The organism is Bacillus sp. FSL M8-0025, from assembly GCF_037975475.1.
Classification (GTDB): Bacteria; Bacillota; Bacilli; order Bacillales; family Bacillaceae; genus Bacillus; species Bacillus subtilis.
The window spans coordinates 2,553,782-2,580,662 of sequence record NZ_CP150258.1; the positions used below are offsets into that span (position 1 = coordinate 2,553,782).

At 34.5% G+C, this 26,881-nt stretch carries 21 protein-coding genes and 1 pseudogene; 7 read left to right on the forward strand and 15 right to left on the reverse strand.

Translation table 11 applies throughout. From position 1 onward, the window contains the following. The first annotated feature begins 434 nt into the window (after window positions 1-434). Together MKX38_RS13205 and MKX38_RS13210 are read left to right on the forward strand one after the other, a co-directional pair. Window positions 435-575: a hypothetical protein gene (locus MKX38_RS13205; RefSeq protein WP_129010220.1), complete on the forward strand. Its 141-nt coding sequence runs from the start codon at window positions 435-437 to the stop codon at window positions 573-575. Window positions 576-613: 38 nt separating this feature from the next. Then, complete coding sequence (locus tag MKX38_RS13210; RefSeq protein WP_251233097.1) at window positions 614-2,002, forward strand: amino acid permease; 1,389 nt, start codon at window positions 614-616, stop codon at window positions 2,000-2,002. 84 nt (window positions 2,003-2,086) lie between these two features. On the opposite strand, the gene MKX38_RS13215 is transcribed toward MKX38_RS13210, so the two are convergent. Beyond that, window positions 2,087-2,719 (reverse strand): LysE family transporter, encoded by a 633-nt coding sequence (locus tag MKX38_RS13215; RefSeq protein WP_003229828.1) that lies wholly within the window; start codon window positions 2,717-2,719, stop codon window positions 2,087-2,089. A 154-nt stretch (window positions 2,720-2,873) separates the two neighbouring features. Here MKX38_RS13215 and MKX38_RS13220 point away from each other — a divergent pair, with 154 nt between their 5' ends. From MKX38_RS13220 to MKX38_RS13240, 5 genes and pseudogenes are all read left to right on the forward strand, one after another. Further along, window positions 2,874-3,701: a TrmB family transcriptional regulator gene (locus MKX38_RS13220; RefSeq protein ID WP_208555880.1), complete on the forward strand. Its 828-nt coding sequence runs from the start codon at window positions 2,874-2,876 to the stop codon at window positions 3,699-3,701. 196 nt (window positions 3,702-3,897) lie between these two features. Beyond that, window positions 3,898-4,398: an RNA polymerase sigma factor SigV gene (sigV, locus tag MKX38_RS13225; RefSeq protein ID WP_015251591.1), complete on the forward strand. Its 501-nt coding sequence runs from the start codon at window positions 3,898-3,900 to the stop codon at window positions 4,396-4,398. Then, the gene (rsiV, locus tag MKX38_RS13230; RefSeq protein ID WP_063335505.1) at window positions 4,398-5,255 is read left to right on the forward strand and encodes an anti-sigma-V factor RsiV; all 858 of its coding nucleotides are present in this window, start codon (window positions 4,398-4,400) and stop codon (window positions 5,253-5,255) included. Before sigV ends, rsiV begins: the two co-directional genes overlap by 1 nt. A 110-nt stretch (window positions 5,256-5,365) precedes the next feature. Further along, complete coding sequence (oatA, locus tag MKX38_RS13235; protein WP_339187349.1) at window positions 5,366-7,270, forward strand: peptidoglycan O-acetyltransferase OatA; 1,905 nt, start codon at window positions 5,366-5,368, stop codon at window positions 7,268-7,270. A gap of 133 nt (window positions 7,271-7,403) precedes the next feature. After that, window positions 7,404-7,556 (forward strand): annotated as a pseudogene (locus MKX38_RS13240) (YrhK family protein); the annotation flags it as partial. Window positions 7,557-8,497: 941 nt separating this feature from the next. On the opposite strand, the gene MKX38_RS13245 reads toward MKX38_RS13240, so the two are convergent. The 14 genes from MKX38_RS13245 to cypB all read right to left on the reverse strand — a co-directional run bounded on the left by MKX38_RS13245 (window position 8,498) and on the right by cypB (window position 26,866). After that, a complete protein-coding gene (locus MKX38_RS13245) occupies window positions 8,498-9,487 on the reverse strand; it encodes a hypothetical protein (RefSeq protein ID WP_015714405.1) in 990 nt (329 codons plus the stop codon). Continuing rightward, window positions 9,487-10,035, reverse strand: coding sequence for a hypothetical protein (locus MKX38_RS13250; RefSeq protein ID WP_128484055.1), 549 nt, complete (start codon window positions 10,033-10,035; stop codon window positions 9,487-9,489). The genes MKX38_RS13245 and MKX38_RS13250 overlap by 1 nt, the downstream gene beginning before the upstream one ends. Window positions 10,036-10,089: 54 nt before the next feature. Beyond that, a complete protein-coding gene (locus MKX38_RS13255; RefSeq protein WP_339187352.1) occupies window positions 10,090-11,265 on the reverse strand; it encodes a Gfo/Idh/MocA family oxidoreductase in 1,176 nt (391 codons plus the stop codon). A 33-nt stretch (window positions 11,266-11,298) separates the two neighbouring features. Next, the gene (locus MKX38_RS13260) at window positions 11,299-12,537 is read right to left on the reverse strand and encodes an ArgE/DapE family deacylase (RefSeq protein ID WP_015714408.1); all 1,239 of its coding nucleotides are present in this window, start codon (window positions 12,535-12,537) and stop codon (window positions 11,299-11,301) included. Then, window positions 12,534-13,775, reverse strand: a complete 1,242-nt coding sequence (locus tag MKX38_RS13265) for an ATP-grasp domain-containing protein (RefSeq protein WP_015714409.1) — start codon at window positions 13,773-13,775, stop codon at window positions 12,534-12,536. Before MKX38_RS13265 ends, MKX38_RS13260 begins: the two co-directional genes overlap by 4 nt. Window positions 13,776-13,802: 27 nt before the next feature. Then, window positions 13,803-15,410, reverse strand: a complete 1,608-nt coding sequence (locus MKX38_RS13270; RefSeq protein ID WP_339187356.1) for a phenylalanine aminomutase (D-beta-phenylalanine forming) — start codon at window positions 15,408-15,410, stop codon at window positions 13,803-13,805. A 28-nt stretch (window positions 15,411-15,438) separates the two neighbouring features. After that, window positions 15,439-16,326, reverse strand: a complete 888-nt coding sequence (locus MKX38_RS13275; RefSeq protein WP_015714411.1) for an NAD(P)-dependent oxidoreductase — start codon at window positions 16,324-16,326, stop codon at window positions 15,439-15,441. A 13-nt stretch (window positions 16,327-16,339) separates the two neighbouring features. Further along, window positions 16,340-18,103, reverse strand: coding sequence for an amino acid adenylation domain-containing protein (locus MKX38_RS13280; RefSeq protein ID WP_339187358.1), 1,764 nt, complete (start codon window positions 18,101-18,103; stop codon window positions 16,340-16,342). Between the two features lie 18 nt (window positions 18,104-18,121). Next, window positions 18,122-18,934 carry an ABC-2 family transporter protein gene (locus MKX38_RS13285; RefSeq protein ID WP_015714413.1) on the reverse strand — a complete coding sequence of 271 codons (813 nt, stop codon included), beginning with the start codon at window positions 18,932-18,934 and terminating at the stop codon, window positions 18,122-18,124. Next, window positions 18,934-19,689, reverse strand: a complete 756-nt coding sequence (locus MKX38_RS13290) for an ABC-2 family transporter protein (RefSeq protein WP_128753637.1) — start codon at window positions 19,687-19,689, stop codon at window positions 18,934-18,936. Before MKX38_RS13290 ends, MKX38_RS13285 begins: the two co-directional genes overlap by 1 nt. Window positions 19,690-19,720: 31 nt before the next feature. After that, window positions 19,721-20,725, reverse strand: a complete 1,005-nt coding sequence (locus MKX38_RS13295; RefSeq protein ID WP_339187363.1) for an ATP-binding cassette domain-containing protein — start codon at window positions 20,723-20,725, stop codon at window positions 19,721-19,723. 91 nt (window positions 20,726-20,816) lie between these two features. Then, on the reverse strand, window positions 20,817-21,806 hold the full coding sequence (locus MKX38_RS13300; protein ID WP_339187366.1) for an SDR family oxidoreductase: 990 nt from the start codon (window positions 21,804-21,806) through the stop codon (window positions 20,817-20,819). 1 nt (window position 21,807) lies between these two features. Next, window positions 21,808-23,208: a nucleotide sugar dehydrogenase gene (locus MKX38_RS13305; protein ID WP_339187368.1), complete on the reverse strand. Its 1,401-nt coding sequence runs from the start codon at window positions 23,206-23,208 to the stop codon at window positions 21,808-21,810. A 493-nt stretch (window positions 23,209-23,701) separates the two neighbouring features. Next, window positions 23,702-26,866, reverse strand: a complete 3,165-nt coding sequence (gene cypB / locus MKX38_RS13310; protein WP_339187371.1) for a bifunctional cytochrome P450/NADPH--P450 reductase CypB — start codon at window positions 26,864-26,866, stop codon at window positions 23,702-23,704. Window positions 26,867-26,881 lie beyond the last annotated feature (15 nt).

Consider the following 26,881-nt stretch of genomic DNA (forward strand, 5'->3'; position numbering starts at 1 on the left):
CTGGCTTTTATGCGTATATGTTTACATGTTGAATCATTTGCATCTCATATTAGTATGATAGATGCTCAGTTCTGGAGGGCCAGTCCCCTTCAAAAGTAATAATCAGTAAACAGTTTATCATTCTCGGGGAATGTAATGATGTCAAAATCATCAATGACAAAAAATGAATCTTATAGATCATGACAAATTACCCAAATATAACCCCTTAAGTTCGTTCACAACTAAAAAGACGGACACTCTATGTGACCGCCACAGTATTACAATTTGCAAAACTTCGTCATTTTTGCAATCCACTTTGAAGGTTAAGAAATCTGTAAGCTTAAAAACTTTATCTCCGATTCTCTCGATTTGATCCCCCTTGCAGGTCTCAAACATAGTGGGTATGCAATTATACAAATCGTTACCGATTAAAACTAGCCTGTCAGATTGTCCAAATGATTTTCCTGTTTTACTCTGCTATTCAGGTAGAATCACGAGTGAAAAATAGAGCCAGAAGACATGTAACAGCACTTAAAATAGTTTTAAAATTTAAAAATAAAAGTATCTATCCTTTTAAATGTTATAATATCCGATAAAACTTTACTCATCTTTTTATTACTGGAGGAAAATAAAATTGATAGGCAATTCTAGCAAAGACAATTTTGGCCAGCAACAGAAATTGTCTAGAGGCCTTAAAAACAGGCATATACAATTAATGGCGATTGGAGGTGCAATCGGTACAGGTTTATTTTTAGGTTCAGGTAAATCCATCCACTTTGCAGGACCATCCATTTTATTTGCTTACTTGATCACCGGCGTATTTTGCTTTTTCATTATGCGTTCGCTCGGAGAACTGCTCTTATCAAATGCGGGATACCACTCTTTTGTTGATTTTGTAAGGGACTATTTAGGAAACATGGCAGCATTTATCACTGGGTGGACCTACTGGTTCTGTTGGATTTCCCTCGCGATGGCTGATTTAACGGCGGTCGGCATTTATACGCAATATTGGCTTCCCGATGTGCCTCAATGGCTGCCGGGTCTTCTTGCGCTTATTATCCTGCTGGTCATGAACCTTGCCACCGTTAAACTTTTCGGAGAATTAGAATTTTGGTTTGCATTGATCAAAGTCATTGCCATACTGGCTCTGATCGTAACTGGCATTTTCCTGATTGCGAAAGGTTTTTCCGCAGCTTCCGGCCCTGCCAGCCTCACCAACCTTTGGAGCCACGGCGGCATGTTCCCAAATGGCTGGCATGGGTTTATCCTATCGTTCCAAATGGTTGTCTTCGCTTTCGTGGGTATTGAACTGGTTGGACTGACAGCAGGTGAAACAGAAAATCCCCAAAAAGTGATCCCTAAAGCCATCAATCAAATCCCTGTCCGGATTTTACTTTTTTATGTTGGCGCACTTTTCGTGATTATGTGTATCTATCCTTGGAATGTGTTGAATCCAAACGAAAGCCCATTTGTTCAGGTCTTCTCTGCAGTAGGCATCGTTGTGGCTGCCAGTTTGATCAATTTTGTTGTATTAACATCAGCCGCGTCAGCTGCAAATAGCGCTTTATTCAGCACAAGCCGAATGGTCTATTCACTTGCAAAGGATCATCACGCACCTGGACTATTAAAGAAATTGACTTCTTCTAACGTGCCAAGCAATGCGCTGTTCTTTTCATCCATCGCCATTCTGATTGGCGTTAGTCTGAATTATTTAATGCCCGAGCAAGTCTTCACACTGATTACAAGTGTTTCTACAATATGCTTCATTTTTATTTGGGGCATCACGGTGATTTGCCATTTGAAATATCGAAAAACAAGGCAGCATGAAGCGAAAGCAAACAAATTTAAAATGCCTTTTTACCCATTATCCAACTATTTAACACTTGCATTTCTCGCGTTCATTCTTGTCATATTGGCACTGGCAAATGATACACGTATTGCTTTGTTTGTCACCCCGGTCTGGTTTGTTTTATTGATTATTTTGTATAAGGTGCAAACCCGCAGAGGACATAAGGTGAAATAAAAAAGACAAGGGATACTCACTCCCTTGTCTTTTTTATAGGGCCAAACACTAAATTAAACTTTGGTTTCAAATTTCATTTAAGTGTTAACTCAAACCAGTTTTGATGCCGAAACCTACTAATATTATTCCGGTAATTTTTTGAAACACTTTCTGGAACTTCGAGTTTTTCATCCATTTTTTTGCGTAATCAATAATATAAACAAGAAACAGGAACCACAACACCGCTAATAAGGTTAGGATTGAAGCTAAAATGATGAGCTGCTGGTTTATATTTCCGTTCAAATTGATAAATTGGGGCATGATTGTAACATACACCAAAACAGTTTTAGGATTGAGAATGTTACTGAGTGATCCCTGCATAAAGGAAGTTTTATAATAACGTTTCGGAGAACTTGCCATATTTTTTGCTTGGGATTGCATGTCATCTAACGAAAACATACTTTTCGCAAAAAAACTTTTTACACCTAAATAAATTAAGTATGCCGCTCCCAAATATTTGATCGTTGTGAAAAGAATCACTGACTTTGCGATCACCACTGATAATCCTAAAATGGCAATCACCGTCCAAAAGGAAAGTCCTGTTGCCAATCCGAGAATGTTATAACGGCCAGCTTTCGGGCCATACCTAAGCGTATTTTTCATCACAAGCATCGTATCTGCCCCCGGTATAATAACCATCATGGCAGCGATCGGTATGTATGCGAGTAAGCTGTGCATTGTTCTCTCCCCCTTTAAAAAATCCCCTTAATCATATAGTGACTACAAAAGTAACTACTTATAAAAAGTGTATCAATGTGTTTGGAATAAATCAATATGGTTTGTTAAAATAGCGATTACTAAGGCAGCGATTGCTCTTTATATTGGAGGATATATGAAAGAAAATATGTTAGACATTTTAAAAAACCTCAATTTTACAGAATATGAATCGAAAGCGTATTTGGCATTATTGCAAGAATCACCTTTAACAGGCTATGCCGTTGCCAAAAAATCCGGAGTGCCCCGTTCTAAAATTTATGAAGTATTGGAAAGCCTTGTCATAAGGGGAGATGTTTTTGTCAGTCATGGAAATACGCCTCAGTATGTTCCAGTCCCCGCAAAAGAACTGATTAAAAACCGCCGGCTCAAAGCGGAAGAGCATTTTGATCAGGCTGAGAAATATTTTGAAAAGTTCGAGCAGACTGCTAATGACCGGGAAAACATCTGGAATATCACCGGCCGCAGTGAAATTCTTGAAAAGGTGAAGGCTTGTATCTTATCCGCCAAAAAAAGAATCCTCTTAGAAATATGGAAAGAGGATTTTGAGGAGATAGAAGCAGAGCTCAAACAGGCGGCAGATCAAGGCGTTATTGTCACCATTATTGCGTACGGAGACATCGTATCTGATTTTGCCAATGTTTACCTTCATGATATGAGCAGTGAAATTACAGAAGAGTATGACGGACGGTGGCTTGTCTATAGCGGAGATGATTCAGAAGTAGTAGCGGGCATTGTCTCACTTGGCAATGACAGCCGTGCTGCATGGACGATGCATGTAGGTTTAGTCATGCCTATTACTGAAGTGATCATTCATGATCTGTACCTCATGGAAATTCTGAAAAAGCATAGAGAGCTATTAGAAGAGAGCTTCGGGAAAAATCTCATCCAGTTGCGCCGTAAATTTTCTATTCACTCAGATTTCAAGAAACATTATTTGGAATAATGTTTGGCATCTCTTACCCCAAAAACAAGGCTTGTACAAAACAAGCCTTGTTTTTTTATGCATAAACCCCCCATGCTGATTTACTTCTCTCTTTTAAAAAAATGTGATTCTGCGCAAACTATTTTTCAGCCTGCCGCGTCTATCCTAGGTAACAGCCTACGATATACGTATATTCAAAAAGGAGCCCTTTATTGCAATGAAGAAAAAACAAACAACAAAAGCGTTGCTTGTCACATGCATAACTGACCATAAGCAAGATTTCTACAGGTTGGCTTTCAGTTATGTGAAAAATCAAGATGACGCATTAGATATTGTTCAGGAATCTATAAAAAAAGCGCTGAGCTCAGTTGAAACGGTCAGGAACCCTGGGACGATAAAAAGCTGGTTTTATAAAATTTTAGTACGGACAGCCATTGATTTTTTGCGCAAACAAAAAAAGATAAGAGTGATGGACGACGAAACGATAGAATTTTTAAGCAAAGGAAAGGAAGACCATTACAAGGATACTGATCTCCATGAAGCGCTTGACGAATTGCCGTACCGCTATAAAACCATTATTATTTTACGTTTTTTTGAAGACCTCAAATTAGAAGAAATTGCGGAAATTACAGGAGAAAACACGAATACCGTCAAAACGCGCCTATACAGAGCATTGAAACTGATGCGCATTCAGTTGACGAAGGAGGATCTTTCTTAATGGATAAGAGATTACAGCAATTAAGAGAAGAATATAAAAATGTTCAGATTCCTAAAGAATTGGATATCATTGTTGAAAAAGCCCTTCAGCAAGAACCAAAAAAGAAAAGAATCGTCATGTGGCCGACATCAGCAGCAATCGCTGCAGCTATTTTATTCACTGCGCTTGTTAATATCAACCCTGACGCTGCTCAGGCTATGTCAAAGATCCCTGTCATCGGCAAAATCGTCAAGGCGATCACCTTTATTGAAATCAAAGAGGAAAAAGACCAATCAAGCATTGATGTCAAAACACCTGCTTTGTCCGGGCTTTCTAATAAAGAGCTTGAAAACAGCATTAACGAGAAATACTTGAAAGAAAGCCAGCAGCTGTATAAAGAGTTTATACAGTCCACATCCAAAAACAAAAAAGGGCATCTCAGCATCTACAGTGATTACGAGACGGTCACAGACACGCCAGATTTACTCTCTATCCGGCGCAATATTGAAAAAACACAAGCATCTTCCTACACACAAAGCCGTTATATTACAATTGACAAGAAGAATGATATTTTACTTACATTAAAAAGCTTATTCAAAGATGAGCGCTATATCAAAGTCATCAGTCAAAACATCAAAGAACAAATGAAACAGCAAATGAAGGAAGATCCAAATAAAATATATTGGCTCACTGACGAAGATGCAGAACCGTTCAAAACGATTCTTCCTGATCAGACGTTTTACATTACTGAAGACCATAAACTTGTGATCTCATTTGACGAATATGAAGTCGCCCCCGGCTATATGGGCGTTACCGAGTTTACAATTCCAACCAGCGTCATTTCAAACTTGCTCGTGGGAGAACGTTATATTCGATAAAATAAAAACATCCATCTAAGATTATGGATGTTTTCTCTCTTCTCTATTCGAGGTCGTAACCCCGCTATCAAAAACAACGAGAATATTTGCATACTATTGGAGGAATACCCATGTATCACAAGACACAGCATCATCGATACATCCCTGGACTTGATGGCCTTCGCGCTTTTGCCGTCCTTTCAGTTATCGCTTATCACCTAAATTTCAATTGGGCTAACGGTGGTTTTATCGGAGTTGATATCTTTTTTGTTTTATCCGGATATTTGATTACATCTATTCTATTACCGGCATATGGAAATGATATCAATCTTGATTTTCGGGATTTTTGGGTGCGCCGCATTCGGCGGCTTCTGCCGGCGGCTTACCTTATGATCTTTTCCACTGTTGTGTGGGTCGTATTGTTTGATCGAGAACTATTGCACACTGTACGTGGAGATGCGATCTCTTCTCTCTTTTATATGAGCAATTGGTGGTTTATTTTTCACAAGCTATCATATTTTGATAGTTTCGGTTCCCCATCACCTCTAAAAAACCTTTGGTCGCTGGCGATTGAAGAACAATTTTATATCATATGGCCGATGTTTTTAGTTGTTGGAATGTACATAATGAAAAGCCGCGCCAGATTGGCTGCGATGATATCATTGCTTGCGCTTTGTTCAGCCGTGATGATGAGCGTACTGTATGAACCTGGCGGAGATCCGAGCCGCGTTTACTATGGCACAGACACTCGTTCGTTTGGACTTCTCATCGGATGTGCCTTGGCTTTGGTATGGCCGATGAAAAGGCTGTCTTCCAACAGGCTGCCTAGCAAACTGAAGCACACTTTGCACGCCACTGAATTTTCGGCATTTTGTATTTTAGTGTTGTGTGTCTATTTCACAGATGAATACGAGCCTTTTCTTTACAGAGGCGGAATGCTATTCATTAGCGTGACTGCCGCAATCCTTATTGCATGTGTTTGCCATCCGAGCAGCTTTTTAGGCAATCTGCTTTCATGGAGGCCGCTTCGGTGGCTTGGAACGAGGTCTTACGGAATTTATCTTTGGCACTACCCTGTTATTGTGTTAAGCACGCCAGTTCAAGAAATCGGAAACCCTGTTTTTTGGCATATCGTGCTAAAGGTCATTGTGACATGTATACTTGCCGAGCTTTCCTACCATTTTATTGAGAAGCCGATACGGACACAGGGATTTAGGTCATTTTTCCGCCGTGTTTTTATACATAGAATCAAGGAATGGAAAACGACATCTGTCATCAGCAAAATGTCAATTGGTTTCATCATTTTCGCTATACTTATTTTTGCAGGCGGGCTGTCAGGGCTAGCCGGCGAGCAAAAGCACCCTACCAAATGGACCTATAGCTCACAAGAAACAAATGCTGACACCAGCCAGGCTTCTGGGGATAAAAAGAACGCTGCAGCAGATAAAAAACACTATCCTGAACAAAAGACAACGGAATCGGATCAACGTCAAAAGGAAAACAAAGATAGTGGGCAAGAGACTCATAAAAAGAAAGACACGCAATCCCAACAGCAGAAAAAACCAGCAGACACTGCGAAAGAGGTGTTAGCTATAGGAGATTCCGTCATGCTTGATATTTCTTCACACCTGCGTCAGTCATTTTCAAATGTGACGATTGATGGAAAGGTAGGAAGACAAATGTCTCAAGCTTTGGAACTCGCAAGGGAGTACAAGTCTTTTAATCAGCCGAACAAGGCTGTCATCATTGAGCTTGGAACCAATGGCTACTTTACAAACAGCCAAATCGAACAACTGCTTCAATCTTTCTCAAAAGCCCATATCTATCTTGTCAATACACGGGTTCCCCGCCAATGGGAAAGCAAGGTTAATGAATCTTTACAGCACCAGGCAAACGCACATCAAAATGTTAAATTAGTTGACTGGCATACAGAAGCCCTTCAGCATCCGGAATATTTTACCCCTGATGGTGTTCACTTGGTTCCTAAAGGGGCAAAAGCTTTGACCGCTCTTATTGTTCAGGCGATGAAATCGTAAAAAAGAGATCCTATACGAATCACTTTTTTACTTTAGTTTCTGATCGTTGATTATGTCTCCTTTCAGCAAGGCAGCCCTTATGTTTACATGCCGTTTACGTAAGGGTAAGCCAAAATTGAATGGAGGGATGATAATGAAAGGAAATGAAGAACATGACATCCAAAAAGAGCTGAAACGATATGAGCTTTTTTTCAAAAAACGATATAAGGTTCTTTATACCGTAAACGATTTTATCATCGGTGCTATGTTTCTCGTTGGAAGTTTTTTCCTTTTCTATGGCCAATTATTTATCGAAAACACCTTAAGTGTCAATACAGGCACATCAAGTCAGCAAAATGACAGATTCTTCACTAAGTAAAATGGCTTTTATTGTTTTTCAGCCTTTTGGACAAATGAAAAATAATACAAATTTAATTACCAGTCGGAAATTCGCACGGCCTCAAATTTGTGGGGGTAACAACTTTTACTGCTCGAGCTATTTATCTCACAATAGCTCTTAAAAGAGACGAAAAAAAGAAGTAAAGAGTGTCGACCTTTATGTTTTTTTCAGCAAAAATGAAAAATCAGAAATAGCAGGTTGATACGGTAAGGTTGAAAATAGCTTCACTTGTAAAAGGTCATTAAATTGCACTTTTTAATTGTGCTGTTCTGTTTGTCGCAATGAACAGGCAAAATCAATGTTCAAAATAAACCCAACACCCAATGAAATTTCACAGCCATCACGGCTGCTGTCCCTTTTAAGATTTTTCCTAGGGGCAAAATACACCATTGATGCATCAAAAAATGCTTTAATAAAGAGACACATCATTCATTCTTATTTGACCAATCGGAAAGCAAAAATTGTATTGCTTACTGATCGAGTAGTAAAGTTTTTCTGCTTAAATATAAATTTATTTATACTAGAACACTTATAGTATAAGGAACGGCGAGCTTTTACAGGGAATGTTGGGATTTAGGTGTACCAGATCATAGTTAGATGTAAAGTGATAAAGAACACGAATACAGGATGAATCAATTCATAAAAAAGAGCTGTTTTCAGAATTCTGAAAACAGCTCTTTTCTTTTAATTATGGTGCTATTTTTTAAGTAGTACGCTCTTCGACACGTTCTTTCATTGTAAAATCCCTCCCTCGTTACATTTTATCAAGATTCAGAATATTCCAAACCCCGATATTGTCACTATACCATAACTCATTTCATTTTACTACCTTTTTTTTAATATTTTGTTTATTTATTACAAATAATGCTATGAATTTCTTCTGACATTCTAAGTGTTTCTTTCTCTTTTTCCATTATTAATTCGACTTTGTCAAGCATTCTCTGAATTAAATTTAACCTATTATTCATAGTTGATTTTAGAACCATATTCGCCGACACTTTCCAATCTTGTCCTATAAATAAATAAGCCTCTGCTATATTTTTTATTTCAGGATAATAAACAGAAATATCAAATAGATAATCAGCATATTTATATCTAGAATTTGAAACCGCTGATAACCCCCTATATATTTCCATAATTTTTTCTTCAGACTGATTGAAGGTGTCATCAATATTATGTTCGTAATAAAAATCTAAAAATTTTTCCAAACCCGACAACCCAAATTCTTTAATAACACCCGGTACATCAGGAATATTAGAGGTAGATATTATTCCCCTCAGATTATTATTATTATGTTTAATAGGTTCTAATAGTATTTCCTTAGTTAAATAATTTTCTTCAGGTAATTTAATATACATGTATTTAAGATTCATAGAGTTTGCCTCTATCAGCTCTTTAGGTTTTAGTTCTGCTATTGAACCATAAGCATCATCAACATATGTAAAAAGACTTTCTTCATAACCGATAATTGTGATTATATGAGGAGTGTGACGTGTTTGATAATACATATTTCCTCTCGTATAGTATGTATCAACTGGGACAAGTACAGGTTCATTTTCTCTTAGAAGATTGATTATTCCGCTTAAAAAATCATTTTTATATTTATGTTTAATAGTCTTTACTTTAATATTGTGTATCCACTCTAGCTCTTGGACACGGGTTAAATATGAACCTTCTAAATTACCAATTCCATACTTTTCATCAATATAATAAATTAACCCTGATTGTTTCCAGACTGAATTAGAATGGGGATAATTCTTATAAAACAATATGTTAGTTACACTTAAATTCATACAATCATATCCAGCTCTATTATATGGTTTAATATCCAATATCATTATAACCATCCATCCTTCTCAAGTGTTAAAGAAAAAATATGCATACTGGGATTATCAACTAGTAATATGCTTTTAAAGAGACTATTACTTGGAATTCCAACAACAGAATACCATATATTAGTTTTTACTGTCCTAGTATAACCACTCTTATTTGAGTTAATACCTTCACAAATAATACCTTTTTTATTATTAAATTTAGGCGAAGACTCAATCCAATCTGTTAATCCAATTTTTACTTCTTTAATATCATTTCCCACAAGTTTAATAGGTTCAATAAAAGAGCCATTATCAGCGGCACCAAGAACATGTATATTGCTATAATATGCTTCTTTAATTTGAATTTCTTGATTCATAAACTCCAAATTGTCAACAACTAAAGGATCTTTATTTGGAAACAAAAAGGGCACACCATATAATTCTAAAACACTTCTAGAAGATGGGAGATTTTCAGAAATATAACTTGATCCAAATCCAGTAAAATTAGCATCTTGTGGATTATTCATTCTGGAAATCCCTTTATTATTAAATAATTCTTCTAAATTTATCATTTCGTATTTCCCCATAAAATCACCTTTCTTAGAAAATATACTTATTTAATTTGTTTAAAAGTTTTCGTCTATTTTTGCAAAATCATTTCCTCTTATCTTTCCAGTTAAGTAATCTTTAACTGCCTCATCAACTTTTTTATAGTGATTAAGATTAAAAGTTTTTTCTCCAAAAATGGGGGTATCTATTAGATTTAATTCTGAATGTGAATGTAAAGAACTAACAATTTCCTGAACATAAGCAGAACTTGACAACTTAGCGAGGGTAAAACTTTCTCTTAACCCTTTAATTTCATTTACATTTTCGTCTATAAATATACTGGTCTTATGAACACAAAAAAGTTCTGAAATCATTTTATTAGAATTTACTTTCCAAGTATTAATTAATCTTTTTCTTCCATAAGGCAAATTAACTTTATAAACTCGACATATGTCCATATCCCAATGTGGTTTATCAAAGATCAGTACAACCATATATGTCACTATTCCTTCACTATTTGCTAGATAAAATTGTACATTTCGCCTGCGTTTTTCCCATAAAAATGAACTTGATCCATTAACAAGAATCTCATTTCCAATTTTTAAATTAACATTGATAGTATCTAACACTTGCTTTCCTGATATTGAAAAATCACTATAAACATAAGTACCTCCGAGTATTTCAAAAGGTGTACCAGGTTTAATATTACTAATCATTAATATTAAATCAATTGGGTGTGATATCTCAGATGTAACTCCTATTGTAGGTCTATGATCGTATAACCTGAACTTTCCCCAAAAAAAACTTGCCCTTTTTACAGTAAGGTTGTTTGTTTGCATCCAATTCAACAAATACTTTAAAATTAAACTATGTCTCTCTACAAAATGCACAGCAATTTCATTTTCATCATATATAGAAAGTATATCTCTGACTTGATTAAATTTCTCAACCAACAATTTTTCAACTAAAATTCTTTTATATTTTGTAGAGTATTTCTTTATATCTTTAAGTATATTAAAATGGCTATTCTCATTTGTTGCTATAACTATAATATCGTACGCCCCATTTATGAGCAGGTCATTAACTTTTTGATAAGTTTTTATATTTGTATTATAAAAATTTTGAAGTCTCTCTCTATTTCTATCACAAATTGCAACTAGTTTTACATCGCCTTTAATTTTTTCTCTATATAATATCGCTCTTAAGAACCTGCTGCCCGCACTTCCCATACCAATTAAAGCAATTGATAGCATAATATTAAGTCCCCTTGAATAGATGTTTTCTTTTTATTCTTCCTTAGATAGATAATCAGCAAGGATTAGGATCCCTTTTTGTAATTCAGCTATATCTATTTTTTCGTGAGCTGAATGTGCATCAGAGAGATCACCGGCACCAAAAATTAAAGTGGGTATACCAGTAAATCTTTGATAAAGATGTGCGTCACAACTTACACACCATCCATAGCTTTCTTGTTGTTTTATTCCATTTCTATTTAGTGAATTCATTAAGCTTACTACGTTCGGGTCATTTTTCTCGATCAGGTAAGCACTATTCTTTAATCCTTCAAATTTTATACAAACATTATTATTAGTCCAGTCATCATTTGTATCTCTGCATACTTTTGTTATTTTTTCTTTTATATCTTCAATAGAGTAGTTCGGAAGAAAACCAATATTACAAATAAGCTCGCAATATTCTGGGACGGATCCTGCCCACTCTCCTCCATTTATTTTTCCTATATTTATTTGTACTGGCATATCCCATATGGAAAATGCTTGATTGTTTTTTGCTTCTTCTAGTAACTCTAGTTCTAAGCACTTAAGTCGATTTACTATATTGTAAGCACTTTCTATAGCATTGACACCTGCTTCTTTACTTCCCATATGTACTGCCTTACCTTTTACGGTAATATTCGCTGTTATACAACCACGATGTCCCCTATACACTAAAAGATTTGTAGGTTCCATCACAATTATAGAATCTGCCTCGACACCATGCAGAATAGAAGATATAGTTCCATTACTACTGACCTCTTCTTCAATCACTAAATCAATAGCTATTTCTTTATTTATTTTAATATTGTTTTCTTGCAAAAACCTAATAGCTTCTATTAGCATAATTAAATTACTTTTTGTATCACAAGCACCGCGTCCATATATGTAACTATTTTTAATGTATGGAGAAAAAGCATGAGGAAAGTCTACTGTTGCTGGGACAACATCTATATGAATATTAAATAGCACACTCTTTAAACTATTATTTTTACTGTATTTAAACGCTTTAATATTAAAACGTTCTGAATTAATAACTGATTGGTTGGTTTTCACAAAAGCTGAGTGAAGTTCTAAATCTTTATGTAAATGTTGTTTTTCAATTATAAAGCCAACTTCGTTTAGATAGTCTCTTATAAAATTTAATGCTCTATGTTCATGTGGTGAAGAAGTATCTATACTTAAATAAGAAAACAAATTACTTATTATCCTATCTTCATTTTGATAAAACCACTCTTTAAATTTCATTTTCATTTTAACACCTCATTCTTTGTTGTTATTATTCTGATTGTCTGTTCTATTAAATTTGCATTCTTGCTTGCTTCTTTTCTATCCTTCCCTGTTACAATAATATAACCAATGCCTTCCGCCATATTGCGAGGTTTTTTCACAATATCTCCTACAGAGTATGGGGGAAACTTCCACCACTTAAAGTCATAATAACCTGGTAAATTTTTAATTTCTTCTAAACCCTCTATATTAGTTATAATACCTGGTTGTGCAAAAATTGTTCTATTTACCATACCCTTTTCATATTTTGGATTCAAATAATTGTAATCAATTTCTTCATGAAGTGCTTGTTGAATAGCAGCTCGGAGGATATTCGTACCATTACTTAAAGGAATCATCTCTGTACCGAAGCGAGGACCACCAAGCCTAGGCGTAATTTCAAGAACTTTTATTTGTTTGTTATGTAATATAAGATCTCCTTTTACAATCCCATTTTTAATTCCTAAAGCAAGGGCAGCTTCTTCAGTAACTTTAGAACACATCCTTTTTTCTTGATCCGCTAAAAGTGTAGGAATAATGTCTCCAACTTCCACAAAGTGGGGCTTGTACTTTTCATAATGAAAAACTCGTTCGGAAAGACCAGTTAAATGAAACTTTCCATCTATCATTAAACCTTCACTGCTGTATTCTGTTCCTTTTAAATATTCATTTACTATAACACTTTTTTCATTAGTAGCATTCGTACAGTATTTATAGGCTTCATAAAGATCTTGTTTACTTTCCACAAGTACTACGCCTATCGATCCGTATAGATTTATAGGTTTTAGTACTAAGGGAAACTCTACATCTATTGCCCTTTCCAATAATTCAGCATAACTATTTACGATTCTATATTTAGGTGATGGAATATTATTCTCTTCAAAAATTTTACTTCTATTTGATTTTATAGTTGAATTAACTGCAACTTCATAAGGAATACCGAATAAATTAAAATGTTCCGCAATGATTGATACAGATATTGCTGTATCAATACATAAACTAAAAACAGCTTCAAATTCATATCCTTTTTCATATAGGTAACAAGCTGCTTCTAAGGCGCTCTTAGGATCAATAGGATCTGCTCTAACGAATTTAGTAATATACTGCATGCCAATATCATGCTTAAACTCTGCTATCATATAAATTTCGTAGTCTTTGTTAAGATCTTTTAAAATCTCGGCACTATTTCCATTACCACAGAATAAAATTCTTCTTTTTCTCAATTTATAACACCTCATTATCTATGACTATTATTTATTGATATCGATACTTGTTATATTATCCAATTCCTTTAATAATGTTGTTTTTTGTACTAAGTATTTCAATTCTTCAATAAAAGGGGTGATCGAAGTATCGTATGATAGATAAGGTACAATCTTTCTTACATTATCATAAAGAACTTTGGTTGCATTTGATAGGTTGCTTTCTTCTCTTATATCAATAGCTTGACAAGCACATAAAAGTTCAAAACTAACGATATATAAAGTATTCTCTAAAATTTCTTTACATCTCCGTGAAGCTATTAATCCAAAAGAGACTATATCTTGAAAATCTCCAGTTGATGTTAATGTTTGTATTGATAATGGTGTGCATAATGATCTATTTTCAGCAGTCAGGGAAGTACTCATAAATTGACCACCCATTAAACCTAATCTTAATCCTGGATTTTCTTTTGTTAGGAAAGCAGGTAGACCATTACTATTTGACTTATCCATAAATCTATCAATTCGTCTATCAGACAAATTAGATAATGTCGTTAAGCAAATTGATAAGTAGTCCATAGCCATAGAGATATATTGCCCATGGAAATGTCCATTATGAAAAACATCGTTTTCCTCTGGTAAAATCAAAGGATTATCACTACTTGAATTGATTTCATTTTCTATAATAGTCGATGCAAATTCAACAGTTTCATATAATGGACCTAGTATCTGAGGAGAACATCTTAATGAATACGCATCTTCAATTTGATTGTCTAAATGCTCTACAACATTTTTTTTCTTTTCTTGAATATTAGCCTCTGTTTCTGCTTCATCTATAACAAATTTACTTGATTTTAAAATATTATAAATTTTAGTTGAAAAATAATTCTGTCCTTTATGGAGTTTTCTTTTATGAACTATTGGATCAAAAGGTTTAAGCTTTGTAGCAAGCCCTTCAAAAGTCAACGCAGAAATGTATTCGTAAAAGCCTAAAAGTTGTTTTACCCCATCACTTACCATAGCACCCGTACCTGCCATAGCCGAGGTTCCATTTATAAGAGCTAGACCTTCTTTGTAGCCCAATTTCATTTTTTTAATTTTAGCTTTAATAAGTGCTTCTTCTCCTGTTAAAACTTCGCCTTCAAACTTTGCCTTCCATTTTCCCACTCCAACCAATGCTATAAACGCTAGAGGCCCTAAGTCTCCGCTTGCACCTAAAGATCCTTTTTTTGGTATACATGGTATTACATTTTTGTTTAACATATTCAAAAATATTTTGAAATTCTCTAAAGATATTGCAGAAGCCCCTTTAGATAGAGAAATTAATCTCGCTAACATTGTCGCCCGAACATCTTCATCACTCATATATTCGCCTACATTTGAGGCAACAGAGGATATTAAATTATTTTGTAACTTTTCGGAAAATTCGACAGGGACTAGATAATCTACAAATCCTCCCATACTTGTTGTTACACCATAGATTATACGACCATTTTCAACATATTCATCCAATAAATTTCTAGACGCTAAAATTTTATTTTTCACTTCATCATCAATTTCAACTTTCAAATCTGGCTCTTTTACTATTTTAATAAAATCAGAGAGACTTATTTTTTGGTTGGATAATACAAATTTTTTAAATGAGTAATTTTCCATTAAATTATATTCCTCCTACTAGCTTAAGTTAAAATTTTTTATGCTTTGAGTAAAAATCATACAATCTAGGTAACATTTCATTTCCCAATCCTCGCTCTATAGCTTGTTGAAAAAATAAAATAAATTCATCAACAATAAATAGTTTACTCTGTTCTTCTTCATTAATTATTTCTTTAAAATATTTTAAATCTTTATAAGCATTGTTGATTGAAAATTGTAATATACTTTCTTCCTTATTATTAATCCAATTAATCATTGAAGGTAAAGTAGATATATAATTAGAACCTTTGGACATTATCTCATCAAGTTTATTAACATCAATGTTATTTAATTTAGCTAATGCCAAAGAAGTAATAACTATTCCTGTAAACCCCATAGAAATGAAATTGTTAAATAGTTTTAATTTGTGTGCTTCCCCTAATTTGCCTATATAAAAAATATTCTCCGAAAAACAGCGCAAAATGTCTTTATTTTTTTCAAAAATAGTATAGTCTCCACCAACCATAACATTTAGTTTACCCTTTATTGCTTCTTCAGGGCCTTTTGTTAGTGGGGCATCAAGAAGGGTTACTTGTTTATCCTTTAAATAATCCCCTAAGATTTTTGTTGATTCTGGGCGGGATGTTGAACAATCAATAATTACAGCATTATTCCTTAAATGATTAATAACTCCATCTTCCCCTAATAAAACTTCTTCTACAACCCGAGAGTTAGGCAAGCATAATAGAATTGTTTCACATTTAAGAGCAATATCAATTATTGAATACTCTAGCCTTGCCCCCATCTCCTGTAACTTTTGAACTTTTTGACTATTTCTGTGTTTAATTATGTGTAAAAAGTACCCTGCTTTTATTAAATTTAAAGCTATACCGTAGCCCATATTTCCAATTCCTATAAGACCAATTCTTTTACTCATTGTTTTTTTCTCCTTACTCAAACTTTTTATTTTGTATCCTATTTAATCTTATATATACAAAATTTATAATATCTTCTATCGTTTTAAATTTATCATAAATTAAAAAATCATCGTCAAACTCGATTTCAAAACGTCTTTCAATTTCTGAAACCATTTTGATAAATCGTACCGAATCCATACCAATTTCACTAATTTTCAAAGTTTTATTCTTAAAATCTGTCTGTAAAATATCATTTATAATATACATTATAGTTTCTTTATAATCACTTTTGTGTTCTGAAGTTTTTCCTTTTTGAATAACAAGTTCTTTAATTTTTTTCCGATTTATTTTCCCGTTAACGTTCATAGGAAATGATTCAAGACAAATGAAATGACTAGGAACCATATAAATTGGTAGTTTATCAAGTAAAAAAGATCTAAGTTTCTGTTCATTTATTGTGTTATTACTTGTAAAAAATGAACAGATCCATTGCTCGTTATTCTTATCTCTATTAATTTCTGTTACACATTGTTTTATTCCAGGGTATTTAATGATTACTTTTTCGATTTCTTCCAATTCTATTCTGTATCCTTGAAACTTAACTTGATTATCCTTTCTACCTAAATATTTAATATAACCACTTGGCAAAATTACACCGAGATCACCAGTTTTATAAATTCTATTCTCACTAATTGACGGAATTGAGACGAAGTTTTTTTTGGTAAGCTCAGGCTTATTAACATAACCTTTACCTACACCTATCCCTGATATATAAATTTCTCCTTTTTCGTTAACTCCCAGTTTTTGTTGTTTTTCATTTAAAATGAATACATTCATATTTTTAATAGGCTTTCCTATATGAATATCATTTGCTTTAGTTAAATTGCAATAAGTTGCAAATGCAGTTATTTCTGTTGGTCCATACAGATTATAAATCTTAGCACTACTATTAGTTTTAATTAATTCAAGTAGATTATAGGATATATTTTCAGCACCTAATAGCACAGTAGTTAGTCTTTTTAAAAAAACATAATCGTTATTGTAACTAAGGAGGTATTCTAATCTTGTAGGAGGAATAAGGAGTATATCAACATTGTTATTTATAATTAATTTTTTCATTAAAACAGGGTTTATTTGCTCTTTTTCATTCGCAAGCACCACTGTCAAACCCTTACATAAAGGTAAAATAGTTTCAGGTACTGACATATCGAAAGAAATATTTGATATGCAGGCTATTGTTTTCCCAAAATTTATTCCAACTTCTTCTGTTCCATTTCTAATTAAATTCATTAACGACTCCTGTGTTATCAGAACACCTTTTGGATCCCCTGTCGAACCAGATGTATAAATAATATAGGCTGTATTTTTCATATAATTAGGTGAACTTTTTTGTGGAATATCTTCAGTATATGTTGTTATTTCTTTTGCTTTAGACATATTTATAATTTTCTTGTTCTTAATGTAATTGCAATCTTGATCAGAAACAACACATTCTGATCCGCTATCTTTTATTAAATAAATAATCCTTTTTTCGGGTAATGTTGGTTCTATGGGGACATAAGTTGCACCTAGCTTCAGTAATGCAAATAATGTAGCAAGTAGCTCAGGAGACCTTTTCATTATTATACTTACTATTCTACCTGAATGAATTCCCTCTTTTTCTAAATATAACGCTATTGAATCCACACGGAATAGAAACTCTTTATAAGTAATTCTCTGACTTTCGAATTTGACTGCTACTGTGTCTGGATACTTAAATGAAGTCCTCCTTAACAAATCATAGATTGACAGTTCCATTTTATTACCCCCCTTAAATTAACTGCTAGCGCTGCTATAATTCTTTATTGCATAATTCCAAAATATACGGACTAAAACAAAAAGAATGATCGGGACAATATAAGCCCATATTAAAAGCGTATTAGAAATCTTGCCAACTAAGAACATTGAAGGAAAATTTGAGATTGTAAAAATAGGTATAAGAAAAATCCCTATTCTTTGAATTATTTTTGTATAAATTACCATCGGCATTGTATTAAAATCCCATGCCTTATCTGATATATTAAATATCGCCTTTGTTTCAATAATCCAAAAAGACAAAAGCTGCGGAATCAAAAATAATGTATACGCAACAATTACTCCTAAAAAAATTAGTAATATATAACCAAGAAAATAACTAAATGTTAAATCTATATTTAATTTTAAAATAGCCATAATAACCATTGCCGTTCCACCTAAAAAGTTTGATAGGATCATAGAAAAGTCAATTTTCCTAAGTGTTAACATAAACTGGAGGGAGACTGGTTTTATTATAAGAAGATCTAAGTCACCCTTTTTTATGTTATTAGGTATTTCGTAAAAATTAATCATTATAAATCCAGTATAGAATGCTGTTATTATAGAAAAAGTTCCTACATAAAGTAAAATTTCATCTGGTGAGTAACCGTTAATAGTAATGTCTAGATTATAAATAACAATAAGATACATAATTTTTGTAAATATAAACCCACTTTCTACAATAAACCCAATGAAAAAATTCCATCTATATTCCATTTGAGTTATTAAACTAAGTTTTAAAAATTGAATATATACAATTAAATGCTTATTAACTACATTTATTAATTTACTCATTAGCCACCCACCGCCAAATATTTGTTCATACCAATTTTCCACAAAGCTTTAAGGAGAAAAAAGTGGATAACTATCCATACTAATTGAATTAGAACTCCATTAAGAATCATGGAAGGGCTTAATCTTCCTGTTATTATGTTTATCGGAAAATATACTGTATATTTAAAAGGTAAAAAATTAAGAGCATAGTTTAATCTTTCACCAAAAATATCTAAGGGGAATATTGAACCACTTATAATTAACGTTAAAAGATTGACTCCCCAAAAAAGCATTGATACTTCTTCAAACCAAAATGCTAATGAACTTATACAATAGAAAAAAAGAAAATTAAGCAATATAGATAATAATATAGGTATAATCGAAAAAAATATATTGATTATATTTAAATCTAAATCCATAACCGAGTTAATAGTACATAATAAGAATACTGAAAGTATTATTGTAACTAATAATTCGCTGCATTTTTGTCCTAAAAAACAACTACTTCTAAACTTAAAATAATTTATTGGCTGAATAAGAAATTTACTTAAACCCCCATCCTTTATATCTAGTGCAATATCCCTCTCAAACCCTGTAGATACTAAATTCGTAACCAAAGCAGCCATTACGGTATATATAATTAACTCACTATAAGTATAACCAAAAACTGTTTTGCTACTAGTATTTTCAAAAATAGAAGACCACAAGTATAATTGGATTACTAAAGTGAAAAATCCTCCAAATATATTAAGAAGGAAATTAGTTCTATACTCCATTGAATTTTGAATTCCTAATATAAAAGTTTTCTTATATTTTAGCCTCTTTCTCAATTTTAATCACACCTTCTTTCCTATACAATAATTCAATGCTCTCTTCAATTGGAATATTTTCTATGGTGAAATCTTTTATTGGAAATTGACTTAGAATGGATAATAAATCTTGATTAACAATTTTATTTTCAACTTCCAACTGTACATTATAATCATCATATATCCTAATATTCCCAAGTGAAGATAACTCATTTTTATTAAAGTTTTCTGTGAAATTTAGATTTATTAGTTTTTTATTGTTAAATATCTCATTTATTTTATATAAATCACCATCATAAACTAGCTCCCCATTATTAATTACTATAACTCTATCGCACAATTCCTCTATATCTTCCATATAATGACTCGTTAGTATTATTGTTGTTTTGAATTTTTGGTTATAATCTTTAATGAATGCTCTAAGATTTCTTTGAGTAATTACATCTAAACCTATTGTTGGTTCATCAAGAAAAATTATTTTAGGTTGATGTATTAGTGCAGCAATCAATTCCATTTTCATTCTCTGTCCTAGAGATAATCTTCTTACTTGAACGTTTAATAAATCTTTAACTTTTAATAATTCAGCCAGTTCTCTAACAATTAAATTGAACTGTTTATCATTTATTTCATATATATATTTATTAAGATTTAGTGATTCTATTGCAGGTAAATCCCACCAAAGCTGACTCTTTTGCCCCATAATTATGGAGAAGTTTTTCTTAAACTGTTCTTTTCTTTCCCATGGTATATAGCCGCTTACTGTAGCGGTTCCTTCAGATGGATAAAGTATTCCAGCTAACATTTTTAATGTCGTAGTTTTTCCGGCACCATTAGGACCTAAAAATCCAACGATCTCACCTTCTGAAATACAAAAGGACACATTCTTCACAGCTTTTTTGACTAATTTCTTTCTTCGAAATAAATTTTGAAGTGAAGATTTTACTCCAAGCTCTTTTTTATAATAATTAAAATGTTTAGACAAATCTTTGACTTCTATAATCATAAGACCATTCCTTTTCACATTTAGTCTCATAAGGCAACCATCAACAAATAGAGAAGTTTTGTTAACCAAAAACATTTACATATTAATATTTTTATAGATTATTCTTATACCAATCAATAGTTAACCGCAAACCAGTTGCAACGTCATAGTCAGGTTTATAATTCAATAAATTCATAGCTTTATTTATATCTGCATTTGAATGTCTAACGTCTCCAACCCTATCCGGACCAAACTTAGGAACTATTTCTTTTCTAAGAATTCGAGAGATATCTGAATATAGCTGAATTATGGTTTTCTGTTGGCCGAATGCAATATTGAAAACCTTGCCAAAAGACTCTTCTTTAGCAAGACAAGCTTTTAAATTAGCTTGGACTACGTTATCAATAAAAGTAAAGTCTCTAGTCTGTAAGCCGTCACCATTAATTATTGGCGGTTTATTATAGAGAAGCGTCTTGATGAATTTTGGTATAACCGCAGCATAAATTGAATTAGGGTTTTGCCTCTTTCCAAAGACATTAAAATAACGCAAACCAATAGTTGGAAAATCATAAATCTCATTAAAATTTTTCGAATAAAGTTCTTTGGTAAGCTTTGTTATTGCATAAGGAGACAATGGATTACCTATTCTATCCTCAATTTTTGGTAGATTTAAATCGTCACCGTATACTGAAGAAGAAGAAGCATATACAAATCTTTTTACTTTAGCTTTTTTAGAGGCTACAAGCATATTTAAAGTTCCGTTCACATTTACATCATTTGTTTCAATTGGTTTGTCTATAGATCTAGGCACAGAGCCGAGTGCTGCTTGATGTAGTACATAATCAATTCCCTCACATGCCTTTTGACATTCTTCTAAATTACGAATATCACCTTTTTGGAGGTCAAAATTAGAGTTGCTATAAAAAACTTCAATATTTTCTTTATTACCAGTAGAAAAGTTGTCAAGAACCCTTACATAAAACCCCATTTCCAGTATTTTTTCAACAAGATTAGACCCAATAAAACCCGCTCCACCAGTAACAAGAAATTTGGAATTTTCAGGGAAATCATATCTATTATTATTATTATTATTATTATTCAACTTAAAGCCTCCAATAGAGAAAGTTTTTATTCTCTACTTCTTCTCGATTAAAAATGCCTTTTAAATCAATTAAAGTATTTTTTTTTATATTTATTTTATAATTTTGATTTTGCACTTCAGAGGAAGTTGCAGCTTCCATAATTGCAGCTTCGAAAGCAACATTATTGTATACATTGATTCTATACATATTTGAAATATCAGTTAAATCAATAGATTTAAATATATTATGAGGGACAGCGAAAATTATACAGTCCATATTTTTTATATCATTAATATCATTAAGTTTAATTCTGTATTCATCCCATAAATCATCTGCATTTGCAATAGGATCTACTACCTTTATGTTGGTTTCATACTCTTGAAGCTCTCTAATTGTATTCACAACTAAGCTATTTCTTATATCCGGACAGTTCTCCTTAAATGTCACACCAAATACTGCAATTCTTGCTCCCTTAATATTCTTCCCGGCTTTTAATAACATCTTTATAGTATTTTCCGCAACATACTTTCCCATACTGTCATTTATTTTACGTCCAGCAAGAATTATTTGTGAATGATATCCTATCTCTTCAGCCTTATATGTAAGGTAATACGGATCTATTCCTATACAATGTCCGCCAACTAAGCCGGGTGAAAAGTCCATAAAATTCCATTTGGTTTTTGCAGCTTCTAAAACAGACTTTGTATCTATCCCCATTTTATTGAAAATAATTGAAAGCTCATTCATAAAGGCAATATTTATATCTCTTTGAGAATTCTCAATTACTTTAGCTGATTCCGCCACTTTAATACTTTTTGCTCTATAAACTCCTGCCTTTACAATTGTTTTATAAACTTGTGATATAATATTAAGTGACTCCCTGTCCATTCCAGATACTACTTTTGTGACATTTTCCAAATTGTGGTGATCGTCCCCTGGGTTTATTCTTTCTGGTGAATATCCAATTTTAAAATCAATCCCACATTTAAGACCTGACTCTTTCTCTAATATTGGTGCACATATTTCTTCTGTAACGCCAGGATAAACGGTAGATTCATAGACTACAATCGAATCTTTTTTTAAGTTTCTACCTACAATAGAACTTGCCTCTTTAAGTGGAGATAAATCAGGGGTTTTATTTAAATTAATAGGAGTAGGTACAGCAATAATATGAAATCTAGAATCCAAAAGCTCTTTTTCATTATACGTAAACAAGATATCTGAATCTTTTATTTTTTCCCTTTCTACTTCATAAGTATATTTTTTACCTTTCAAATAATTTTTTATTTTATCCTCAGAAATATCAAAACCTATTACTTTAAAATATTTTCCTAATGAAATTGCAAGTGGTAATCCAACATATCCTAAACCAATAACTGATACTTTAAACTTCTTATCCCGTAAAGATTTATACAAGTTCATAATTTCCTCCCATAAATATATGCGGACATGAGAATTCTTGATAAATTACAAAGGATTCCTAAAAAACAGTTATCAAGATAAGTCAAGTATACTTAATACACACAATATAAAAACTCTGAAAATTTCAATTCGCAATTCGATTTTTCAATTGCCCTTTTTAAGTTTTAGCCCTAGCATATCAACATCAGTTGTATATAAATACCCTTAACTTGATACCTTCAGTTTCTTTGATTATTATACCATAGTTACCACAATTATACAAACATTTTTCTGGTTTTTCAGAAAATTCTTTTTGATTTTAACAAATTCAATGGCTTAAATTCCATAGATAGCTAGAAAGGAATAATACTAAACTTTCGTCCTGAACTGTCGATATTAATAATAAGGCCGGCGCGATACTCCCTATAACATCCTTTTCAGTAGATTTCATTATCGTGCCGGTTTTCTCACATGCAAAGCAATCCCGCCAATCTGATTGGCGGGATTTTATATTTTACATTCCTGTCCAAACGTCTTTCACATAACGTTTTTGATCTTGCAGCTTTTGCAGCCATTCAGCTGATTCTTCCTGACTTGCTCCTTTTTCAGCTTCATACGCCAATCGCAAAGTTTTCTCTACATCAGGAGCCATTTGCGATCCATCACCGCATACGTAAATATGAGCCCCTTTTTCAATGAGTGTCATCAATTTCTGCGTATCTTGCTTGAGCAAGTGCTGGACATATCCTTTTGGTTCGTTTTCGACGCGCGAGTAGCATCGGCGGATTGTAACCAAACCGTCCTGTTCCGCTTGATCCAGCTCTTCTCTGTAAAGGTCGTCATGGTCCGGGCGGCGGCAGCCGAAGTATAAAAGTGCTTCACCAAGGGTGCTTCCTTCCTTCTTCAAAACCGATCTTGCCTGAATAAAGCCCCTGAATGGCGCAATTCCTGTGCCCGGCCCGACCATAATCATAGGCGTTTCAGGCTCATCCGGCATCTGGAATCCGGACTGCGGCGTACGAATGAAGCAAGCTGCTGCATCACCTGTATTCAATTCTGCTAAATAATTAGAGGCGACACCCCGGTATTCACCTCGGCCGCTCCATGCTGAGGCTTTCACAACTCCTACCGTCATGCTCACGATATTTGCATGAACTTTCGGTGAGCTTGAAATGGAATAGTATCTCGGTTTTAGTGATGGCAAAAGTGCTAAAAACCGTTCAAACGGCATTTCGCAGGCAGGATAATCCTCTAAAAAATCAAGCATGGTAAGACGTTTTGCAAGTACCTGCTCTTTGTAAATGCCATCATCTGAAACGAGCTGTTCCAGCTCTTTTTGATGCGGCGGACAGACTGTATAAGAGGCCAGCTCCCGAAGCTGAAGCCTTGATGCCGGTTCCTGCAGCTCTACATAGGACGACAATAAATCCACTACTTTGATCGGCCGATCCATCGGCAGATGAGACATATGAGCGCTTCCGCTTACTTTTATCACATGATTGGACTGCAAACCGAATCGGCTGAGAACCCGCTGAACAAGCTCCCTGCTGTTCTTCGGCAGGATTCCGATATGATCGCCTTCTTTATATGTTTTACCAGCCGGAATTTTCAATTCGATATGGCGGGTTGAACGCGTACTGTCAGCTGTCTGGAGTTCTCGATTCTCTAACACACTCCCTTCAAAGGCGCCATATGCTTTAGCAACCGGCGTTTCCGTCGCTTCACTGAGAAAAGTAATCGATAATGAAGGCCTGTCTTCTTTCTGGGCTAATTCGTTAATATCAAATGCGTCCATCGTTTTCTCCCAGAAGCGGTTTTCCCAAGACTCGCGATGGCTTTCAAAATCATCGGCGGCGTCACCTTCCCCAATCGCTGTTAAACGCGATGCCCCCTTTGCTTTCATCATGTCATCAATCAGGCGGGGAATCCGCTGATACGTGCTGGCCCAGCTCCGGTTTCCGCAGCCGAATACCGCATAGGAAACACCTTTCAATTGGCCTTCCTCAAGCTCTTTCAGCCACTCTACAAAGCCGGCAGCATTATCAGGCGGCGCCCCATTATAAGAAGCCGTTACAATGACGACTGCCCCTTCTTCAGGGAGCTTGCCAATATAATCATCAAGCGGAGCCGTTTCAGTTGTAAAGCCCATCTGGCGGCCTTGAGCAGCCAGTTCACCGGCTATTCCCTCAGCTGTCCCAAGGTTTGAACCGTAAAGAACGAGTAAAGGTGTGCCGTGTTTAGGTTTGGTTTCTTTTGGCTTTGTTTCTGTTTTGATGTCTGTCTGTTCTTTTCTCTGTACATTGATTGCCGCTGTTTTCCGCGGTTTCACAGTAATTTTAAAATCATCCGGCTTGATCGTTAATGCTTCTTTGATTTTTAGTTCGTAGCCAGTATGGTTTATCAATTCAAAATGCTTTAATACAAGACCGAGAACCATTGTCGCTTCTTGAAGAGCAAACTGCATGCCAATACAAGCGCGCTGTCCGTTTCCAAACGGCTTATACGCATGGTGAGGGATACTTGAAGGATCCTCAAACCGTTCTGGACGGAAATCTTCCGCATCCGGTCCCCAAGCGTTTTGATCCCGGTGCAGTTTTGGAATTAAAACAGTGACTGGCTGCCCTTTACTGATCGGATATTCCCCGCCTAGAACAGTATCCTCCTTCGCATATAGAGAAAAAGCCGGAGCTGTTGGATACAGTCTGAGGGTTTCATTTAAAACCATCCGAATGTATTTGAGCTGCTGGATTTGTTTATATTCAGGCGTGTCATCCGTTAACACGCGATCCGCTTCCTCCTGAGCTTTTTTCAGTTTTTCCGGATGTGTAAGCAGACAATAAATCGCAAAGGATAGCAACCCGCTTGTTGTCTCATGTCCAGCAATTAAAAATGTGATGATTTGGTATCGAATGTTTTCGTCATCCAGCGTTTCACCCGTTACTGGATCTTTGGCATAAAGCATGAGAGACAAGAGATCCTTAATGTTTTCATCCGGATTCGCCTTTCGCTCCGCTATCATTCTATCAACCAGGGAGTTCATGACTTCTATATCCTTTTGGAACTGCAGCTTCGTTTTCACCATCATTTTATCTTGCAGGCCCAGTCTTTTCGATTGATTCATCGCCTCTTTTAAGGCACGGAGCATACTGGTGATAAACGGATGCTGTGAATCACGGTAAAAGCTGTTGAATCGATAGTTAAACCCGCACAACCCAATCGTATCAAGCGTCAGACGTGTCATATCGTCTGCTACATCAATTTCTTCATTAGGGTTTAACCGGCTCCATTTTTGAATCAGCTGGGTTGCGATATCCAGCATCATAGAATGGTAGCCTTTCATCGCTTTTTGACTAAAACTCGGCAGCAAAATGCGGTGGGCTTTTTGCCAGTTCGGTTCATGCGTCCAGCTTGTAAATAAGCCATCTCCCCCGAATTCGCGCACCTTTTGCAAGCCTTTGCCAAGGTTCTTGTCAAAGCGGCTTTCATCACACACTTCAGCCACAAGATTGTGGCCCGATACAAAAACACTGGATACTCCCGGAAAATCAAAACGGAAAATCGGCCCCAATTCATCAGCTATCCGCCATAAGGATTGAGAAAGCTGTTCTTTTTCCAGATGCGGAAGATTTTTTAAAGGTCCGTATGTTTTGGGCTGAGGTATTGCGCTTGCCTGTTTCATTAACATCTCCCTTTC

Bases quoted from the DNA above. Each gene is read 5' to 3' on its own strand.
- MKX38_RS13205 (WP_129010220.1), top strand. From the start codon at position 435: ATGATTTTCCTGTTTTACTCTGCTATTCAGGTAGAATCACGAGTGAAA.
- MKX38_RS13215 (WP_003229828.1), bottom strand. From the start codon at position 2,719: ATGCACAGCTTACTCGCATACATACCGATCGCTGCCATGATGGTTATT.
- MKX38_RS13220 (WP_208555880.1), top strand. From the start codon at position 2,874: ATGAAAGAAAATATGTTAGACATTTTAAAAAACCTCAATTTTACAGAA.
- sigV (WP_015251591.1), top strand. From the start codon at position 3,898: ATGAAGAAAAAACAAACAACAAAAGCGTTGCTTGTCACATGCATAACT.
- rsiV (WP_063335505.1), top strand. From the start codon at position 4,398: ATGGATAAGAGATTACAGCAATTAAGAGAAGAATATAAAAATGTTCAG.
- oatA (WP_339187349.1), top strand. From the start codon at position 5,366: ATGTATCACAAGACACAGCATCATCGATACATCCCTGGACTTGATGGC.
- MKX38_RS13245 (WP_015714405.1), bottom strand. From the start codon at position 9,487: ATGATATTGGATATTAAACCATATAATAGAGCTGGATATGATTGTATG.
- MKX38_RS13250 (WP_128484055.1), bottom strand. From the start codon at position 10,035: ATGATAAATTTAGAAGAATTATTTAATAATAAAGGGATTTCCAGAATG.
- MKX38_RS13255 (WP_339187352.1), bottom strand. From the start codon at position 11,265: ATGCTATCAATTGCTTTAATTGGTATGGGAAGTGCGGGCAGCAGGTTC.
- MKX38_RS13260 (WP_015714408.1), bottom strand. From the start codon at position 12,537: ATGAAAATGAAATTTAAAGAGTGGTTTTATCAAAATGAAGATAGGATA.
- MKX38_RS13270 (WP_339187356.1), bottom strand. From the start codon at position 15,410: ATGGAAAATTACTCATTTAAAAAATTTGTATTATCCAACCAAAAAATA.
- MKX38_RS13275 (WP_015714411.1), bottom strand. From the start codon at position 16,326: ATGAGTAAAAGAATTGGTCTTATAGGAATTGGAAATATGGGCTACGGT.
- MKX38_RS13280 (WP_339187358.1), bottom strand. From the start codon at position 18,103: ATGGAACTGTCAATCTATGATTTGTTAAGGAGGACTTCATTTAAGTAT.
- MKX38_RS13285 (WP_015714413.1), bottom strand. From the start codon at position 18,934: ATGAGTAAATTAATAAATGTAGTTAATAAGCATTTAATTGTATATATT.
- MKX38_RS13290 (WP_128753637.1), bottom strand. From the start codon at position 19,689: ATGGAGTATAGAACTAATTTCCTTCTTAATATATTTGGAGGATTTTTC.
- MKX38_RS13295 (WP_339187363.1), bottom strand. From the start codon at position 20,725: ATGATTATAGAAGTCAAAGATTTGTCTAAACATTTTAATTATTATAAA.
- MKX38_RS13305 (WP_339187368.1), bottom strand. From the start codon at position 23,208: ATGAACTTGTATAAATCTTTACGGGATAAGAAGTTTAAAGTATCAGTT.
- cypB (WP_339187371.1), bottom strand. From the start codon at position 26,866: ATGAAACAGGCAAGCGCAATACCTCAGCCCAAAACATACGGACCTTTA.